The sequence below is a fragment of the Caenimonas soli genome (assembly GCF_013155545.1).
GTDB lineage: Bacteria > Pseudomonadota > Gammaproteobacteria > Burkholderiales > Burkholderiaceae_C > Ramlibacter > Ramlibacter soli.
In genome coordinates this window covers 1-17,983 of record NZ_JABJVV010000013.1, presented here as the reverse complement: position 1 = coordinate 17,983, position 17,983 = coordinate 1, and the positions used below count along the sequence as shown (strand labels likewise).

The 17,983-nt window shown below is 61.7% G+C and carries 17 protein-coding genes and 1 pseudogene; 11 read left to right on the top strand and 7 right to left on the bottom strand.

Annotated features, from left to right (window positions below):
- The first annotated feature begins 1 nt into the window (after position 1).
- From trbF to HNE04_RS19295, 4 genes are all read left to right on the top strand, one after another.
- Positions 2 to 706 carry a conjugal transfer protein TrbF gene (trbF, locus tag HNE04_RS19310; protein WP_172223124.1) on the top strand — a complete coding sequence of 235 codons (705 nt, stop codon included), beginning with the start codon at positions 2 to 4 and terminating at the stop codon, positions 704 to 706.
- Entirely contained in the window at positions 703 to 1,695 is a 993-nt protein-coding gene (gene trbG, locus HNE04_RS19305; protein WP_172222772.1) for a P-type conjugative transfer protein TrbG, read from the top strand. The genes trbF and trbG overlap by 4 nt, the downstream gene beginning before the upstream one ends.
- A 188-nt stretch (positions 1,696 to 1,883) precedes the next feature.
- Entirely contained in the window at positions 1,884 to 2,960 is a 1,077-nt protein-coding gene (locus HNE04_RS19300; protein ID WP_328700365.1) for a TrbI/VirB10 family protein, read from the top strand.
- Positions 2,957 to 3,208 carry a DUF2274 domain-containing protein gene (locus tag HNE04_RS19295; protein WP_172222766.1) on the top strand — a complete coding sequence of 84 codons (252 nt, stop codon included), beginning with the start codon at positions 2,957 to 2,959 and terminating at the stop codon, positions 3,206 to 3,208. Before HNE04_RS19300 ends, HNE04_RS19295 begins: the two co-directional genes overlap by 4 nt.
- On the opposite strand, the gene HNE04_RS19290 is transcribed toward HNE04_RS19295, so the two are convergent.
- Together HNE04_RS19290 and HNE04_RS19285 are read right to left on the bottom strand one after the other, a co-directional pair.
- The gene (locus tag HNE04_RS19290; RefSeq protein ID WP_172222764.1) at positions 3,150 to 4,082 is read right to left on the bottom strand and encodes a LysR family transcriptional regulator; all 933 of its coding nucleotides are present in this window, start codon (positions 4,080 to 4,082) and stop codon (positions 3,150 to 3,152) included. The genes HNE04_RS19295 and HNE04_RS19290 overlap by 59 nt on opposite strands.
- A gap of 86 nt (positions 4,083 to 4,168) precedes the next feature.
- Positions 4,169 to 4,636: an Lrp/AsnC family transcriptional regulator gene (locus HNE04_RS19285; RefSeq protein ID WP_172222761.1), complete on the bottom strand. Its 468-nt coding sequence runs from the start codon at positions 4,634 to 4,636 to the stop codon at positions 4,169 to 4,171.
- A 134-nt stretch (positions 4,637 to 4,770) separates the two neighbouring features.
- On the opposite strand from HNE04_RS19285, the gene ald reads away from it, so the two are divergent.
- On the top strand, positions 4,771 to 5,889 hold the full coding sequence (gene ald / locus HNE04_RS19280) for an alanine dehydrogenase (protein ID WP_172223121.1): 1,119 nt from the start codon (positions 4,771 to 4,773) through the stop codon (positions 5,887 to 5,889).
- Between the two features lie 533 nt (positions 5,890 to 6,422).
- On the opposite strand, the gene HNE04_RS27880 is transcribed toward ald, so the two are convergent.
- On the bottom strand, positions 6,423 to 6,758 hold the full coding sequence (locus tag HNE04_RS27880) for a DUF2817 domain-containing protein (protein WP_207717642.1): 336 nt from the start codon (positions 6,756 to 6,758) through the stop codon (positions 6,423 to 6,425).
- 229 nt (positions 6,759 to 6,987) lie between these two features.
- Complete coding sequence (locus HNE04_RS27875; RefSeq protein ID WP_207717641.1) at positions 6,988 to 7,767, bottom strand: Lrp/AsnC family transcriptional regulator; 780 nt, start codon at positions 7,765 to 7,767, stop codon at positions 6,988 to 6,990.
- A gap of 61 nt (positions 7,768 to 7,828) precedes the next feature.
- Between HNE04_RS27875 and pcaF the strand changes: the two genes are divergently transcribed.
- From pcaF to HNE04_RS19240, 6 genes are all read left to right on the top strand, one after another.
- A complete protein-coding gene (gene pcaF, locus HNE04_RS19265; RefSeq protein ID WP_172222759.1) occupies positions 7,829 to 9,034 on the top strand; it encodes a 3-oxoadipyl-CoA thiolase in 1,206 nt (401 codons plus the stop codon).
- Between the two features lie 257 nt (positions 9,035 to 9,291).
- Positions 9,292 to 10,005: a Crp/Fnr family transcriptional regulator gene (locus tag HNE04_RS19260; protein WP_172222757.1), complete on the top strand. Its 714-nt coding sequence runs from the start codon at positions 9,292 to 9,294 to the stop codon at positions 10,003 to 10,005.
- Complete coding sequence (locus HNE04_RS19255; protein ID WP_172222755.1) at positions 9,998 to 11,107, top strand: phosphotransferase; 1,110 nt, start codon at positions 9,998 to 10,000, stop codon at positions 11,105 to 11,107. The genes HNE04_RS19260 and HNE04_RS19255 overlap by 8 nt, the downstream gene beginning before the upstream one ends.
- A 24-nt stretch (positions 11,108 to 11,131) precedes the next feature.
- A complete protein-coding gene (locus HNE04_RS19250) occupies positions 11,132 to 12,388 on the top strand; it encodes an acyl-CoA dehydrogenase family protein (protein WP_172222753.1) in 1,257 nt (418 codons plus the stop codon).
- The gene (locus HNE04_RS19245; protein WP_172222751.1) at positions 12,385 to 13,149 is read left to right on the top strand and encodes an SDR family NAD(P)-dependent oxidoreductase; all 765 of its coding nucleotides are present in this window, start codon (positions 12,385 to 12,387) and stop codon (positions 13,147 to 13,149) included. The genes HNE04_RS19250 and HNE04_RS19245 overlap by 4 nt, the downstream gene beginning before the upstream one ends.
- A gap of 872 nt (positions 13,150 to 14,021) precedes the next feature.
- Entirely contained in the window at positions 14,022 to 15,527 is a 1,506-nt protein-coding gene (locus HNE04_RS19240; protein ID WP_207717640.1) for an NAD-dependent succinate-semialdehyde dehydrogenase, read from the top strand.
- A 340-nt stretch (positions 15,528 to 15,867) separates the two neighbouring features.
- Here HNE04_RS19240 and HNE04_RS19235 read toward each other — a convergent pair whose 3' ends face one another.
- The 3 genes and pseudogenes from HNE04_RS19235 to HNE04_RS27870 form a co-directional block, all read right to left on the bottom strand.
- On the bottom strand, positions 15,868 to 16,626 hold the full coding sequence (locus HNE04_RS19235; RefSeq protein WP_172222749.1) for an amidase family protein: 759 nt from the start codon (positions 16,624 to 16,626) through the stop codon (positions 15,868 to 15,870).
- 151 nt (positions 16,627 to 16,777) lie between these two features.
- Positions 16,778 to 17,593, bottom strand: a complete 816-nt coding sequence (locus HNE04_RS19230) for a DMT family transporter (RefSeq protein WP_235965210.1) — start codon at positions 17,591 to 17,593, stop codon at positions 16,778 to 16,780.
- Between the two features lie 210 nt (positions 17,594 to 17,803).
- Positions 17,804 to 17,983 (bottom strand): annotated as a pseudogene (locus HNE04_RS27870) (CmcJ/NvfI family oxidoreductase); the annotation flags it as partial.

The window sequence follows — 17,983 nt, the reverse complement described above, 5'->3', positions numbered from 1 at the left end:
CTTGCGATTCAAACGACCCGAAGCGCGTTACTCCGACACCCCGGCGCCCGTGACGCCCTACCAGGCGGCGGCTCAGGTGTGGGACGAGCGAGTGGGGACTTCGCGCGTTCAGGCGCGCAACTGGCGATTGATGGCTTTTGGCTGTCTGGGCCTGGCATTGCTGATGGGCGGGGCCCTGGTGTGGCGCACCGGTCAATCGATCGTTACACCCTACGTGATCGAGGTTGAAGCGGCCGGCCAGGTGCGCGCGATCGGAGAGGCGCTCACGCCTTATTGGCCGACTGACGCCCAGATCGCCTTCCATCTGGAACGCTTCATCGTCAACGTACGGTCGCTGTCTGTCGACCCCATCGTCGTGCGCAAGGGCTGGCTGGAAGCCTACGACTTCACGACCGACCGCGGCGCGGCGGTGCTGAACGAGTACGCGCGGGTCAACGATCCGTTCGCGCGGGTGGGCCGGCAGACAGTAGCCGTCGAGGTGAGCAGCATCGTACGCGCGAGCGACGACACCTTCCAGCTGCGCTGGATCGAGCGCAGCTTTGTCAACGGATCTCTTGCGGCAACCGAGCGATGGACGGCCATGGTCTCCATCGTCCTCCAGACGCCACGCACTGAAGCGCGGCTGCGCCACAACCCGCTAGGTATCTACGTCAACGGCTTGAACTGGAGCCGCGAACTCACCACAACCGAAGGAAAGACACCATGAAGAAGCTTGCCCTGCTGTGCGCCATCACCGCGCTGTCCGCCGTCACGGGGTGCGCCACCACGCCGGTGCCGGCGCCCGAGATCCGGCTGGATGAGCCTGTTGAGGCGGTGCGGGAGCCAGAGCCACCGGCTCCGATAGAAATCGTCTCCATTCCGCAACCGCTGCCGCTACCCGAGCAACTCAAGCCCCTGGCGGCAGACCTCGAATACTGGCCAACGTCGGAGGCGGCGAGCGTGCCGGACCGCGTCGAACTGGCGAACAAGGAGGCACGCGTCTCGCCAACACGCGAGGGCTACGTCAACGCGATCCAGGTGTGGCCGTATTCAGAAGGCGCGCTGTACCAGCTCTACGCGAGCCCGGGTCGCGTCACGGTCGTCACGCTGCAGCATGGCGAAGAACTGGTGACGGTCTCCGCCGGCGACACTGTGCGCTGGATCGTCGGCGACACCGCCAGTGGCGCGGGCGCCACCTCGCGCGTGAACATCTTGGTCAAGCCGATCCGCTCGGGCCTGAAGACCAACCTGGTCATTACAACGAATCGCCGCGTCTACTTGCTTGAACTGAGTTCCACCGAACGCACCTGGATGGCGTCGGTGTCCTGGGACTATCCGGCGGACCGGATGATCGCGCTGCAGAAGCAGGCGCAGCGCGTTGAGGCGGCGGCGCCGGTGGATACCGGCATGACACTCGATCGCCTGAAGTTCCGCTACGAGATCACGGGCGGCAGCCCGCCATGGCGGCCCTTGCGCGCGTTCGACGACGGCGAAAAGGTCTACATCCAGTTTCCTGGGGGCATCGCCCAGGGGGAACTGCCGCCGCTGTTCGTAATCGGCGCGCAGGGCGACGGGCAGCTGGTGAACTACCGCTTTCGCTCGCCCTACTACGTCGTCGACCGGATGTTCGGTGCGGCGGAACTGCGGCTCGGCACGGACAAGATGCAGATAGTCCGCATCCAGCGCACGGATGGTGTGACGCGAGGCGGCCAATGAGTACGGAGGGCATCCAAATGAAGGAGCCGCCGGAGAGCGCGGCGCTTCGCGCTACGCCACGTCCGGTTATGCGCCTGAACCGCCGGACCCTTTCAACTGTGGTCGGCGTTTTGTGTGCGGCGATTCTAGGCGCCACATTGTGGTCGCTGCAGAGCGCGAGTCCCAAACGGGGTACCGCAAATCCTGAATTGCACAATGTCGATCGGGTGTCGAAGGCCGAAGGGCTGGGTCAACTGCCGGCGGACTATTCGAAGCTCACTCCGGCAGCTTCGATACCAATACTAGGGCCGCCCCTGCCGGGGGATCTGGGGGGACCGATGCTGCGCGCTGAGTTGGGGCAGGCCAGTTCTGCCGGCCGCCCGATGGGCTACGACGAACAGGCGAACGTCGAGCGCGTGGCCCGCGCGCGGGAAGCAGAAGATGCGGCGAAGGCTCCGGTCATTTTCAAGCAAGGGAGTCACACTCCCTTGGCCAATGCGCAGACGGCAGCGCCGGCTGAAGGACCGGAGCGTGCGGCGTCGAGGACCAGCAACGACATAGTCGCGAATGCCGGCGGTTCAGGTTTGGGAGCAGGCGCGCCTTTGTCAAGCACGGCAGACCGCAGACAGGCATTCATCGACCGGCCGAATGATCTGGCGACCCAAAGCGCCCGGCTACAGCCGCCGGTATCGCGATTTTTGGTGACTGCCGGCACCGTGATTCCCGCGGCACTCTTGACCGGCATCAATTCTGACTTGCCAGGCCCCGTCGTGGCCACGGTGACGGGGGCCGTGTACGACTCGGCCACGGGCCGCTACTTGCTGATCCCTCAGGGGAGCCGTCTGGTCGGGCGGTACGACAGCCAGGTGTCGTTTGGCCAGCGGCGCGTCCTGATGGTGTGGACGCGGCTGATCCTGCCGGACACCTCCTCGATCGCACTGGATCGACTACAGGGTCTGGACGTTGCGGGGCGCACTGGGCTGGAGGACGGCGTGGACTGGCACTGGGAACGGCTGCTCGCCGGCGCGGGGCTATCGACGATGATGGGCATCGGGGCCGAACTGGCCGCGCCCCAGCGTGGCGGTGGTGAGGGCCAGATCGTCATCGCGATGCGGCAGAGCATGCAGGAGACGGCCAACGAGGTGGGCAAGGAGCTGACCAAGAGGAATCTGGATGTCCAGCCGACGCTCACCATCCGGTCGGGGTTCGAATTGCGTGTCATGGTGAACAAAGACATGGTGCTACGACCATACCAGCCACTGTTCTTCAATCGGGGCGCGCAATGACGGCCGAGCTGCGACTTGGGCCGCTACCCAAAACTGCAATGGTGAAACTCACCATCGCCATCCCAGAAAAGCTGAGGATGGACTTGGACCGCTACGCCGAGTTGCACGCGGCGCGCTGGGGCGAACCGATCGATGCGTCTGTGCTGATTCCACACATGCTGGAAGCCTTCATCGCACGAGATCGTGGCTTCAGGAAGGCCAGCCCGGTGAAGCGGCGATCGGGCACAACTCCCGGGCCAGCTCAATAAAAGTCTCCAGTGGCTCAGATACGCCGCAATTGGAGTGCAGCACGTACGTCGTGAGTTGCTGGGTGATTCCCCCAATGGGGCGCAGCACGACATCGCTGCGCCGGAGGCCCGCCATCTGGGCGGAGCCGACCAGGCCGATACCGTGCCCTAGCGCGACGAGTGTCAACATTGTGCCGAGCGAATTCGCGCGGAACGCGATGTAGGGTCGGCCGAGAGTTTCCGCAAAGTTCTCGATCTCGGAGCCAGCACCCAAGTCCGATTCGGCACTGAACAGGATCAATGGGTGATAGACCAAATCAGCTGCCAGTGCGACATCGACGCGCGCCAGCGGATGTGCGATGGGAATAATCGCGCAGATCGCATCGCATGCAACGGCCTGCGCCTGAATTCCATTGCGATGACTACCATCGAGGGAGAATGACGCATCAAGAAGGTCGTCGCGTATTCCACTGACTTGTCGATGCAACGGCATCTCGTGGAGTGAGATTGAGACATCTGGATGTAGTGTTCGATGACGCGTGAGAATTTCAGTCACCCCGAAATATGCGGTGCAATCCGACACCCCGATGCGCAAATGATTGCTGTGGCCCAAGGCGGCAGATCTGGCGCTCGCCCCGGCTTGCTCCATTAACGCGAGTACTCGCCTGGCATAATCGACAAGGACATTGCCCGCGCGCGTGATCCTCGTACTGCGTGTGTTTCGCTCGAACAGCCGCACGCCGAGCAGCCGTTCCATTTCGCGGATCGCGCGGGACAGTGGTGACTGCTCTATCTGCAATCGCTCGGCCGCACGCGCAAAGTGAAGCTCCTCGGCCAAAGTGATGAAGTAGCGTAGATGTCGCAACTCGATAAGTTGCCTTCTTTTGTTTTTCATTTCCCTGTCTATTTTTTTAATCAACTATCCGGTGACCGTGCGAATCTACCGGCGCGACCCTTGTTGTACTGGCATGGCGGCGGCAGCTAAAGCGATATATCAGGGATTGGTCTTTTGAGCACCTCCCTTATTGCAAAGCTCGACTGAATTCTCAAAACTGCAGGAAAGCGAGACAAATGCATTTTGTGCACGCGTTCAAAATCCTCAAGATCTCGGACAAGTAGCACCAGCATGTAGTCGTACTCGCCTGACATCAAAAAACACTGAACAACGTTCTCACAACTTGTCACTGCGCGTTCAAAGTCCGAAAGGGCTTCGTCCGACTGCTTTGTTAAGGCGACGTGAACGAGCACCGTCGCATTCAGTCCCAACGCCTTCGGTGAAACATTCGCCGAATACCCTGTGATAATGCCCGCGTCTTCAAGAGATCTTTGCCTACGAGCAACCGCTGAGGATGACAAGAAGACTTGAGATGCAAGTTCCACATGCGAGATCCGGCCGTTTTTGGCCAATCGCTTCAGCAGCTGCAAGTCAAGTTGGTCTAGTGCATGCATTTTTTGAGCGCCCAGAATGGCTTCCGCGCCAGAATCTCAAAGGGGGCCGTCTCCAGGCCCGCCATTTCACGCGCACATTGCGTTCGGTATACCGTAATCTTCGTGACTCGTACCACCAACCAGAAATGAAGATTATGAAAGTAGGAGTTCCAAAAGAGATAAAGCCCCAAGAGTACCGAGTGGGTTTGACCCCTGCGTCTGTGACCGAGTATGTGCGCTCTGGACATCAGGTCTACGTGCAGACCGGCGCGGGTGATGGCATCGGGGCAAGTGATGCGGTCTACACGAACGCCGGCGCAACCATTGTCTCTACGGCGGCTGAGGTCTTCTCGTCTGCGCAGATTATCGTAAAGGTCAAGGAGCCTCAGGAACCTGAATGGAAAATGCTCACGGAGAAGCACATTCTGTTTACCTACCTCCATCTCGCTCCGGACCCGCAGCAGACGCGAGGACTCGTAAGTTCCGGCTGCGCAGCGATCGCTTATGAGACGGTGACCGATGCCCGCGGCGGACTGCCGTTGTTGGCGCCGATGAGCGAGGTGGCTGGGCGCTTGGCCATCGAAGCGGCTGCGAATTGCCTGAGACGCCCCGCCGGCGGCAAAGGATTGCTGATTGGGGGGGTGCCCGGCGTCCCTCCAGCCCGGGTACTCGTAATTGGCGGTGGCGTGGTGGGCACACATGCAGCTCGCATGGCGGTCGGGCTCGGTGCAGAGGTGACTATTATCGAGCGCTCGCTTGAACGCCTTCGTGCTTTGGACGACCTGTTTGGCGGGCGAGTACGTACTCGAGCGTCCAACTCGACTGCGCTGGAAGAGGAAGTGCTTGCATCGGACGTCGTTGTCGGGGCGGTGCTCATTCCCGGCGCGAGTGCACCTAAGCTTGTTTCGAAAGGGCTGTTGAGGCAAATGCGTACGAAGAGTGTTCTCGTTGATGTGGCAATCGATCAAGGAGGGTGTTTTGAAACTTCCAGGCAGACGACTCACCAAGACCCGACGTACGAAATCGACGGAATCATCCACTATTGCGTTGCGAACATGCCCGGTTCGGTGCCCGTAACCTCTGCGGAAGCGCTGAACAATGCCACGCTCCCGTTCGGGCTCGCCCTCGCGAACCGGGGAATCGACGTGTTGTCTGACGACATGCATCTTCGAGAGGGCCTTAACGTGTTCCGCGGTCACTTGACCCACCGAGCGGTCGCGGAGGCACTTGGCCTTCCTTGGCTTAGTGCCGAGCAGGCGCTTAGGCTGCACTGACAGACAGCTTCTCTGGGAATGGCTCTCGACAAGGAGCTATTTCCCCAATACAAGCGCCTCGAGCGATTGTTTATGCACTTGGGATCTCCAAACAGCCATTTCTGGCCAATCGGACCCTTATGGGTCAAAGCGAGACTTGGAGGCATTCCGAATCTGGCGGCTCTGTTCGGAATCCACTGCTTTTGGCCGATACGTGAATAACCAGGGGTCGTTGCGAGCCGCCTGCCGTGCATTGTCCGAATGGTTAGTTCTGAATTCGAGGTAAACGTAGGCGTACCTATCCCCAATCCACGCTGCCAGAATTCATCCTGTGTGCCGTGCAGGACCAGCGAAGAAGAGGTTCCTAGCTCTGGCGACACAGAGTGGGCGATGATATTTACCGCTCTCTCGTAGCCAACCAGTCCGGAAGCCTGCTCGCATTGCAGTTCACAGCTGTAGCGGCTGCGGCAGGTGTGATGGTCCACGATTACGGTCTGATCACGGGGTGCTATGTCGAAATGCTCCGCCATGCGCTCGACAGTTCGCCGGCTTCACTAGGCATGCTTCCCCCGCAAAAACATACCGCCCGACTTGGTGTACTGCCCAGATTTCCGCGCTTCCTGCAATTTCCACTCACATTGCAGTGGCCGATAAGCGGCGATGGCAGCTTCAGCGCGCCGCAGCTCCTGCGAATTGTCCGTAGGAAAAAGATGCTCGGCCATCTCCTCGCAAGCAAGGTTCGGGGGCGTGAACAGGGCATAGCCAGATGGTCCCTTTACGCTGCACAGATCCTCTCTCGACATCGGCGTCACCAAGTATTCGTGCCTAGCTCCCAGATATGATCCCGAAAAGACCAGCGGGGCAACCTGTTTTGCGCTGTCAAGATTCATTGTGCTCAACTTCCTCCATACGCGAACAGAGGATTCTGGGAGATTCGAGGGGTCTTTTTCTGGCTTAGTGTGCTGTCCCAAAGCCGAAAAGCTGCGCGAAGGCGCGTCGGGGGGCCGCGCGTTTTTGCACGTGCCTCCGGCATTCGTTGGGACCTGTCGCTGAAGTGAGCTGCGACCGAGGATGTGGCGTGTTGCTCTGGGCGTCTCTTGCAACCGCGACCGGTTTTAGTTATTTGAAGCGCTCGGCGTCAATAGGCAGTGCGAAGCTCGCCTTCACCCGGTCCATCACAACCATCGTCTTGAACCATTTGACGTCGGCGTTCCCGTAAAAAAAGGCGCGGGTGAAAGATTCGTATCGCTCCATATCTTCGGTCGTCACTATCAACACGAAGTCCGCATCGCCCGTCACGTAATAGCCTGCCATGACCTGCGGCGTGATGCGAATCGCTTTTTTGAAGTGGTCGATGATGTCCGAACGCTCGCGCTCCAGGCCCACCAAAACGACCATCGCCACGTTTTGGCCAATCGCCTTCGGATTCACGATCGCTACGTCCGATTCGATGACGCCCTCCGTGCGCAGCCTCTTCAACCTGCGCTGCACGGCAGTCGGCGACAAGCCCACGGTCTCACCCAGTACCTCGCTGGGTGTCCTGTTGTTCCGCTGAACTTCCGCGATAAGGCGGGCGTCGATCCGGTCAATATCCATTGCTGTGCCCAAAAACTGCGTGATGACTGCATTGAAACAGGACATAAGATAAATCAAACGATGTTTTTCTGCAAGCTCAGGCGCTACCAGGCTCGCAGCCAGCCGGCGGCGCGTGCCGGCATTCCGCGGGCGCTTGAGGGGCTCCTGGCGTCGGGCGACCCCAGGGGACAGGAGGCGGCGGCAAGCGAGGAGCCGGTTGTGCAGCGCGCGCGTAGTCATGAGAACCGCCGTGAGGCCCCTGAGTGGAATTCCGCCGCCGAAGACTGTGCAAACGCGGTTTTTGCGCGCGAATGGGCTGTTCATTGCATCTCAGGGATCCCGACAATAGATACAGTGAATCGGTCGTCCCAGTCCCTATTCAAATATGACCCGTCAAGCCTTCATCTGCGACGCAGTTCGCACCCCCTTCGGCCGCTATGGCGGCGCTCTTTCTTCCGTCCGCACCGACGACCTCGGTGCGATCCCGCTTAAGGCGTTGATGCAGCGCAATCCGACGGTGGACTGGCAGGCCGTAAGTGACGTGTTCTACGGGTGCGTCAACCAGGCCGGCGAAGACAGCCGCAACGTGGCGCGCATGGCATCGCTGCTGGCGGGCCTGCCCGTCGAAGTACCGGGCGCGACCATCAACCGCCTGTGCGGCTCGGGTCTCGATGCAGTCGGTGCGGCGGCGCGCGCAATCAAGGCAGGCGAAGCATCGTGCATCATCGCAGGCGGCGTCGAGAGTATGAGTCGTGCGCCGTTCGTGATGCCGAAGGCGGAGAGTGCGTATTCGCGCACGAACACCGTTTACGACACCACTATCGGTTGGCGATTCATCAATCCCCTGATGCAACAGCGTTATGGCGCCGACTCGATGCCGGAGACTGCAGAAACCGTAGCAGCCGAATACAAGATCTCGCGGGAGGCGCAGGATCGTATGGCGCTCGCCTCACAGTTGAAGGCGGTAGCGGCGCAGAAGGATGGCTTCTTCGCGGAAGAAGTTGTCCCCGTGACGATCCCGCAGAAGAAGGGCGAGGCTATCGTGGTGGACAAGGATGAACACCCGCGCGAGACTTCGCTCGAAGTGCTTGCGAAGCTCAAGGGCGTCGTGAAGTCCGATGGCACGGTGACCGCGGGCAATGCGAGTGGCCTGAACGACGGCGCTTGCGCGCTTATCGTCGCGGATGAAACGACCGCCGCGAAGCAGGGCCTTACGCCGCGCGCGCGTATCGTTGGTATGGCTATCGCCGGCGTGCCGCCGCGCATTATGGGCATCGGCCCGGCGCCGGCCGTGCAAAAGCTTCTCGCGCTCACAGGCGTGTCGCTGGATGAGGTCGACGTGATCGAACTAAACGAAGCGTTCGCTGCACAAGGACTGGCGGTGCTGCGCCTGCTCGGGTTGAAAGATGACGACCCCCGCGTCAACCCGAACGGCGGCGCGATCGCGCTCGGCCATCCGCTTGGCGCATCCGGCGCGCGTCTCGCCATCACGGCGGTCAATCAGATGCACCGCACCGGTGGCCGTTATGCGATTTGCACGATGTGCATCGGCATCGGTCAAGGCATCGCCGTCCTTCTCGAGCGCGTCTGAGACTATCCCTCCCCGCATTTCATATTCCAGAGTTTCAATCCATGACAGGACCCAAGGCGCGCAAAGCCTATTCGCGGGAATGGGAGAGATTTCCGACCGTGGCGCCGGCGTTTGGCGGTAGCGGGGGGCTGCCGGACCACGACATCACATGCCTGTTCGGGAGGAGGCGTTGAGCAGCCTCAAAAGGCCGCTTTCGAGGTTTTTTCGCGAATGATTGAATCAACCCACCGAGCGGGATCCCCTAAGCTTCACCACACATGACTTGGCACCTGAACACGAACGAACGGGATGCAATTGACTCGGATCCCTGGTTTTCATCGCTTTCAGCCGAACTGCGGCATGACATCCTCCGATACGCCTGCGTCAGACGCTACAGGGACGGTGAGCCGATCTCGGCCCGTGGCGAGATGGCGCGGGCATGGAGCGCGGTCGCCAAAGGCGCCGTGCGCGTGGGCACGACCACAGCCACAGGGCGGCAACTGACATTCATGTATGTGGACCCCGGCTCGTGGTTCGGCATCATGGCGATGTTCGACGGCGGACGCCTCGCTCAGGATGCGTTTGCACACGGCGAAACCACTCTGCTGAGGGTGGCATGCGAAGACGTGCATCGCATTCTTTCGGAGCACGTCGAGCTTTACCCCGCGCTGCTGCGCCTGCAGGCTCGGCGGCGGCGGTGGATGTTCAATGCGATCGAGGACCTCAGCACGCTGCCGCTGCGTGCCCGGGTAGCCAAAAAGCTGCTGCACCTGGTGCGCAGCTACGGCGTACCGTCAGCGGGGCGCGAAGTTCGGATCGGCCTACGGCTCGCGCAGAATGAGCTCGCGGAGCTGCTGGGCGCGTCGCGCCAGCGCGTAAACGAGGTACTAAGCGCCATGCGACGCGAGAAGGCCATCCGGATCGAGGCGCCCGGTGTTGTCATCGTGCGCAACCGGGAGGCGCTGCTGCGCCTAAGTGACACGGATGACTGAAGCCAACACGGATCAATTCATCGGCACGCGTCCTGTCGCCGAAGACCATCACTTCGATGTGCAGGCACTCAGTGTCTGGCTGGCGCGCAACCTCGAGGGCTTTCGCGGCGCGTTGCATGTAGAAATGTTCAAGGGGGGGCAGTCGAACCCCACGTACAAGCTCGATACGCCGACGCGCAGCTACGTGATGCGCGCAAAACCGGGGCCCCTAGCAAAACTGCTTCCTTCCGCGCATGCAATTGAGCGTGAATTCACGGTTATGAACGCGCTGGCTGGCACTGGCGTGCCCGTGCCCCGCATGTGTTGTCTGTGCGAGGACGAATCCATCATTGGCCGTGCGTTCTACGTGATGGAGTACATGGAAGGCCGGGTGCTGTGGGATCAGTCGCTGCCCGGTATGACGCCCGCGCAGCGCGGTGAAATCTACGAGGAGATGAATCGCGTGATCTCCGCCCTTCACATGGTGGACTTCGCTTCGGCCGGGCTGGCAGGTTACGGCAAGCCCGGCAACTACTTCGAGCGGCAGATTGGCCGCTGGAGCAGGCAATACAAATCCTCTACGGACGGCGCCGGCCCGATGTCACAGCCGATCCCGGAGATGGAAAGCCTGGTGGACTGGCTGCCGCGGCACATTCCCGCGGCCGCGCGCGACGAGAGCAAGGTTTCCATCGTGCATGGTGACTTTCGCCTGGATAACCTCATGTTCCATCGCCACGAGCCTCGAGTCATCGCAGTTTTGGATTGGGAGCTTTCGACGCTGGGGCATCCGTTCGCGGACTTCAGCTACCACTGCATGCCGCGGCACATTCCCGCGGGTTCGCTGCGGGGCGTCGGCGGGCTCGACCTCAACTCCTTGGGGATTCCCGGTGAAGACGAGTACATCCGCCACTACTGCGAGCGTACGCGCCTGGCCAACCCGGACGAACTCAGGGCGGACTGGAACTTCTATATGGCCTACAACCTCTTTCGCATTGCCGCGATCCGTCAAGGTATTGCGAAGCGTGTCGAGGCCGGCACGGCCTCGAGTGCGCAAGCCGCCGCGGCCGCGGTCACTGCGCGCCCTGCCGCGCAACTCGCGTGGCGATTCGCCGAGATGGCCTGAACGCAACAAAAAAAGGAACGCACGATGGATTTCGACTACTCGCCCTCGACCAAGGAGCTCCAGGCCCGGCTGCTCAAGTTCATGGACGACTACATCTACCCCGCCGAAAAGGACTATGAGGCGGAGCTCGCGGCTAACACAGCGGCAGGTAAGCGCTGGAGCGAGCTCCAGATTGTGGAAAAGCTCAAGGCAAAGGCCCGCGCCTCCGGCCTGTGGAACCTGTTTCTGCCCAAGGACACCGCCGAAGCTTCTGGGTATCAAGGTGCGGGCCTCACCAATTCGGAATACGCGCCGCTCGCCGAGATCATGGGTCGCGTGCGCTGGTCCAGCGAGGTTTTTAACTGTTCCGCGCCCGACACGGGCAACATGGAAACGATCGCGCGCTACGGCTCCGGGGACATCAAGGCGCACTGGCTCAAGCCGCTGCTGGACGGAGAGATTCGCTCCGCGTTCGCGATGACCGAGCCTGAGGTGGCATCCTCTGACGCCACCAACATCTGCACACGCATTGAGCGCGATGATGACCACTATGTGATCAACGGGCACAAGTGGTGGATCTCCGGGGCGGGCCATTCGCACTGCAAGGTGTTCATCACGATGGGAAAAAGCGACCCGCAAGCGCACAAGCATTCGCAGCAGAGCATGATCGTAGTACCAGCGGACACGCCGGGCATCCGCATCGTGCGACCTCTCACGGTCTTCGGCTATGACGACGCGCCGCACGGTCACGTGGAGATGTACTTTGAGAACGTCCGCGTGCCCGCGGGCAACATGCTCCTGGGAGAAGGCCGCGGCTTCGAGATCGCGCAGGGTCGCCTGGGGCCGGGCCGCATCCACCATTGCATGCGCCTCATCGGCCTCGCCGAGCGCGCGCTCGAGCTGATGTGCAAACGCGCGATGTCGCGGGTGGCGTTCGGGAAGACGATCGCGCAGCAGACGGTGACTCAGGAGCGAATTGCCGAGGCGCGCTGCAGGATCGACATGGCACGGCTGCTCACGCTGAAGGCGGCGTGGATGATGGACGTGGCGGGCAACAAGGCGGCGAAGAACGAGATTGCGATGATTAAGGTGGTCGCGCCGTCGATGGCGCAACAGGTGATCGACTGGGCCATCCAGGCACACGGGGGCGGCGGAGTCAGCGGGGACTTCCCGCTGGCGTACTCCTACGCCGGCGCGCGTACTCTGCGCTTTGCCGACGGTCCCGACGAAGTGCATCGTAACGCGGTCGCCAAGAGCGAATTAGGCAAGTACGGCAGCTATGGCAAGGAGGCGGTCAAATGAATCTTTTCGACCTCAGCGGCCAGGCCGCGATCATCACCGGTTCCTCGCGCGGCATCGGACGCGCCATTGCGGAGCGGCTTGCGGAGCATGGCGCGCACGTCGTGATCTCGTCGCGCAACCAGGATGCATCCGACGAGGTGGCCGCATCCATCAACGAGCGATACGGCGCGGGACGCGCGATCGGTGTGGCAGCGAACATTTCTTCAAAGGAGGCATTGCGCAAACTGGTCGATCACGCGTTGCTGGCCTTCGGCCGTATCGACACCCTAGTCTGCAATGCCGCTAGCAATCCGTACTACGGCCCCATGGCGGACATTTCGGACGAGCAGTTTCGCAAGGTCCTGGACAACAACATCGTCAGCAACCACTGGCTGATCTCGATGTGCGTGCCGCAGATGGAAGAGCGCCGGAGCGGCTCTGTGATCATCGTGTCGTCCGTGGGGGGGCTCAAGGGCAGCACCACCATCGGCGCGTATTGTGTGTCGAAGGCCGCCGACATGCAGCTCGCGCGCAATCTCGCGCACGAGTACGGGCCTCACGGCGTGCGCGTGAACTGTATTGCGCCGGGCCTGATCCGCACCGATTTCGCCCGCGCATTGTGGGAAGACCCTGCGAGGTTGGAAAAGGTGAGCGCGCAGGTGCCGCTGCGCCGCATCGGCGAGCCGGACGAGATCGCGGGTGCCGCCGTGTACCTCGCGTCGCGCGCGGCAAGCTTCACCACCGGAACGACGATCGTCTGCGACGGCGGCACCACCATCTAATCGCCATGCACAACCGCTGCGGCTCCTTTTGAATATGGAGGGCGTGGCGCGGCGTCGCTGGTGACTGCACATCCTCATCAACACTTTGCTCGTAGCCGATCTGCGCCAAGCTGCGCACTCTCCCTAACGGTTTGATGTCGACGAACCACCGGCTCGGCAGGTAACGGCTCCGGGGAAAGTCGGCTCGATACCCCAGCGCTGCCGGAGGCGGCCGCGTTCCGAAAACATCGCGTGGCGGTGAATGCGGTTCACCGTTCGGCGCGATGCGTGACGCGCGTAGGATTACCGCCCCAAAAAGCTGTCCGTTTAGAAGTCTGATGAGAGCATCTTGATTTTTCTCAGCTGTCTGTTTCTCGCCAACCTAGCGGCTGATGGCGTCCCCCGCAGCAGGACTTGCGTTCTGCAGCAGGGATGCCAAGCTACGCCGTGCGGCGCATGGACTCGTGCGTCGCCGCTTCTCCAAGGCGGTGCGTGCGTATCGTGCGGTCACCGCATTCAGGGCTCGGCACCAAGGTGCCGAGCCCTTTTTTTTCCGCTTGCAGGGCTGCCGCTCCGCCCATGGCGCGTGCCCGAACAATCCTAGCGCGCCCGCCCCGGCGAGGCGGCAACTTGCCTTCACGCGATGTCTTCGATGGTGATGATCAGGACGAAGCCAGCATCCCCAAGTCACGTAGCACCCCGCCATCACCTGCGGAGTCGCGGATCGCCTTCTGAACCTGACCAACCTGTCAAGTTCCATCGTCTTGCGAAAAACTGCGTGCAACGGAAAGAGACGCCGAATAACAGATTGGGGGCACGCAGATTTGCTGCATCTGCCGTTGCTCTGTGCGGAACAATCCTCTCCTGTCTCGTCCATGAAGGAAACGCAGGATATGACCGTCGAGGCCCTCTGGTCTAAGAAAGTTCACGAGGCATCCGCCCAACTGAAAGCCGCGGGAATGCTCGAGAAAAGCTCGTTCATCGGTGGCGTTTGGGTCAGCTGTGGGGACGTCAGGCCGCTGACAGATCCTGCCACTGGCTTGTCGTTCGCTGAAGCTGCGTGGATGACACCGGAGCATGTCGACTGCGCGGTGGTCCATGCTCAACGCGCACAGAAAAAGTGGGCTGGCGTACTCGCCCGGCAGCGCGGCGACGCGCTGCGGCGTTGGGCCGTCGCCTGCCGCGAGCATGAACACGACATCGCCCGCATCATCACTCTCGAGCAAGGTAAACCGCTGGCCGAAGCGCTCGGCGAGGTGCGCTACGGCATCGGCTTTATCGAGTGGTTCGCGGCGGAAGCCGAGCGCGCGTACGGTGACACGATCCCGCCGCACAAACCCGGCATCAGTGTCGTCGTGGAATTGCAGCCCGTCGGCGTGGTGGGCATCGTCACTCCCTGGAACTTCCCGTTCGCGATGATCACGCGGAAGGCTGCGGCGGCACTCGCGGCGGGATGCAGTGTCGTCGTGAAGCCCGCACCCGAAACGCCTTTGTCCGCATTCGCACTCGCCCGCATGGCGCAGGAAGCGCAGCTGCCGCCCGGCGTCTTCAACGTCGTGCACGGCGACGGACCCGCTTTGGTGCACAGGCTCAATGATCACACTGTGGTGCGCGCCCTCTCATTCACCGGCTCCACCGAGGTCGGCCGCATTCTTATGCGGGATGCCGCTGCTACCGTGAAGCGTGTCTCGCTCGAACTCGGCGGGCATGCGCCTTTCATCGTGTTCGACGAGGCGCCACTGGAAAAGGCTGTGAATGACTGCATGGCCGCAAAGTTCGCGACCTCGGGCCAGGACTGCCTTGCGGTCAATCGCGTGTACGTGCAGCGCGGTAAGTACGCGGAGTTTTGCGGCTTGCTCGCCGACAAGGTGCGCGAGCTGCGTGTGGGGCACGGTCTCGACGAAGCGACCCAGATCGGTCCGATGACGCGTCGCTCTGTTGCTGAGAAGTGCCGCCGCCAGATTGAAGACGCAGTTGATTGCGGAGGCCGGTTGCTGGTTGGTACTACGCAGCCCAATCCGCTTGGCGGCAACTTCGTCACGCCGACGCTAATCTCCGACGTGACGGAGGGCATGCAGATCGCGCGCGATGAAACGTTCGGCCCGGTCGTTGCCGTCATGCCCTTCGACAGCGAGGAAGAAGTCATCGCCCGCGCGAACAACAACGAGCTCGGCCTGGCGGCGTATGTCCAGACAGAGTCGCTCGGCCGGGCGCATCGGGTCTCAAAGGCGCTGGAGTATGGAATGGTCGCCGTGAACACGCCGTCTTTCACGGGGCCCTCCATACCGTTCGGCGGATGGAAGCAGGCTGGTTTGGGCCGCGAAGGATCGCGCCACGGCATCGCCGAATTCATGGAGCTGAAATACACGTGCATCCACACCGGAGCGAATCACAACTAAGCGTTGCGGCCCCACCGAGGCCGCGCACGCACTTCGTCGACGATGGGGAGATTTCGAACGCGCTGCGAAAGAGCGACTGGAAGTGGGTGCCCGGTCCTCTTTGCTCTGGCCTCAGGGTCCCCGCGCTCGAGGATGGTCCAAACGGCGTTGGCCGCGGACACCTAGCGTATGGCCCGAATAGGTGTAGCAGCCATGTGAGAATGCGCCGATGCGTTCGGCACGTTTTCCATCACTTGGAGGCGAACTCGACCACGACGGACGCCTACGGCGGCACATAGGCGGAGATGAGGCCTCTAGCCATCGCGCAATGACCGCCTCGAGCCGCCTCTCTCTCTCGCATTCAGCACGGCAGGCCGTCGAAGAGCCTGATCCTAGTCGCCAATGCGGGGGCCCCGATCCCATTGCGGCGCTGCGCCACGAGCGAGACGCTACGCAGAAAGCGCCGGCCGCCTGTCGCGCAAGGTGTCGCCTTCTCGTAGTGATGGCCGGCGCGCAACACGGTTGCGTCCTCGAAAGGACGGCCTACCAGCTGCATGCCGAGAGGCAATCCCGCGGCGGTGAAGCCGGTGCATACGGCGAGTGCCGGAGTGCCGCGGACGTTGAACGCGGAATTGAACCAGGGAAGCTCGAACGAGTTCACCACCTTCGTCGGCGTCTCCATCGACGGAGCCTCGCTGCGCGACGTCGCGCAGAGCAGCACGTCGACCTTACGCATCGTCTCGTCGAAGGCGGCGCAGAGATCCCGTCTCATGCGCTGCGCCTCGACATAGTCGGCGGCGCTGAGGAACGCCCCCATGCTGATGTAGTCGCGGAAGCATTCTCCATAGTCCTGCGGACGCGACTTCATCCATTTCTCATGGACCGCATAACCCTCGGCCAACGCGATGATCTCGCCGCGCGCCGACCAATCGGCGAGCGGCGGCAACGTGACATCGACAACCACCGCGCCACGATCGCGAAAGACAGAAGCTGCGTCTTCCAGCGCCAACGTGCGGTCGGTTGGAATGATGGAAGCCTTGGAATTCGTGGCCGATCCGGCAATGAAGAAGCGATTCGACCCCGCGCCTGAAGGTCGCCGCGCGCATAATTCAGGCGGCAAGCGACAGGGACCTGCTAGCTCGCGCCAGGCCCCACGGCGACATCTCGCTTTCTCGCCGCCGTTCGTGATGAGCGCGCGCGAGGTGGACGAGATGTAGGGACCGCGTCGGTGCGGTCCCGGTGGTCGTTGGCCGAGCAGCATGAAGGTTGATCTAACGCAGACGGACGAGGCAAAGCCCAGCCAGGACCGTGAGAACCATGCCGCAGAGAGCGACGAAACCCGGGATATCACCCCAGATGCCATAGCCCAGCAGGGCGCCAAAGATTAGCGTCGAATACCTGATTGGCCCGAGCACGGCGAACTCCCCTTCCCGCATGGCGACAGTCGCAAGAAAGAACGAAGAGCAGAGGAAAGCGCTTGCCGCAGCGAGCACCGCGATTTGCGGTAGGCTCAACAGCCGCCAATCTTCTGCGAGTCCCCCAGCCCCTGCGCACATCGTCATCACGACCACAGCGCCGATTGTGAGGACCAGTGACGGAATGTCTTTACGGACTGACCGAGTGGCCACGTCGCGGCATGCGCCGAAGAATGAGCCTACGAGAACAACTAAGGACCATGCGTTGAACTCGTCGCTCGCAGGCTGCACAATCAACAGCGTCCCTGCGAGCCCCGCGGTCATCGCGAGCCATCTGGCGCCACTCACTTTTTCATTGAAGATAAACACAGCCAGGAGGCTCGCCATGAGTGGTGTTGCCATGCCGATCGCAATGGCATTCGCGAGCGGCATGTGCTTGAGCGCGGCGACGAAAGTGAAGAGCCCGGGCGCGTTCAGTGCTGACCTCAACAGCACTATGCGATCGGTGAAGAAGTTCGCGCGCAGTGGTATGCGCATTGCTACTGCGATGGCAACCAGCAAGATCATCATGCACAAGCCCTGCACGAAGATCACTTGGGAGACTGGGATCGACTGAGTGGCAAGTTTAATCAGCGCGTCGTTGATGACCATGCACGCGCTGCCAACCAGCATCAGGTGCACCCCATGGCGATGTTGCGAGGTCACCGGAGCGAAACGCCTGCACTGCCGCCGGGCCCATCAAAGGAGCATCGAGGTTCGCATGGGGCGACGGCCATTGGCTACTTGAACGAGTCAACAGCTACGTGACACACCGCAGCCTTGGCGCCGCCCGGCCAGCTGCGAACGCAACGCCTTGAAAGGCTGGAAGCGATGGTCGGCCGGTCACTCGTAGTACACGTAGAACCGACTCTCGACACTCTCGCGCGGATTGGCGTTCGGATACGCGCGACGATTGTCAAAACTGCCGTGAGCAGACCACCGATGGTAGTGATCTGCGGAATCATAGCCCTTGAACAGAAAGAACTCGTCTCGCGTCAGGTCGGGCACGTAGTACCAGCGGTG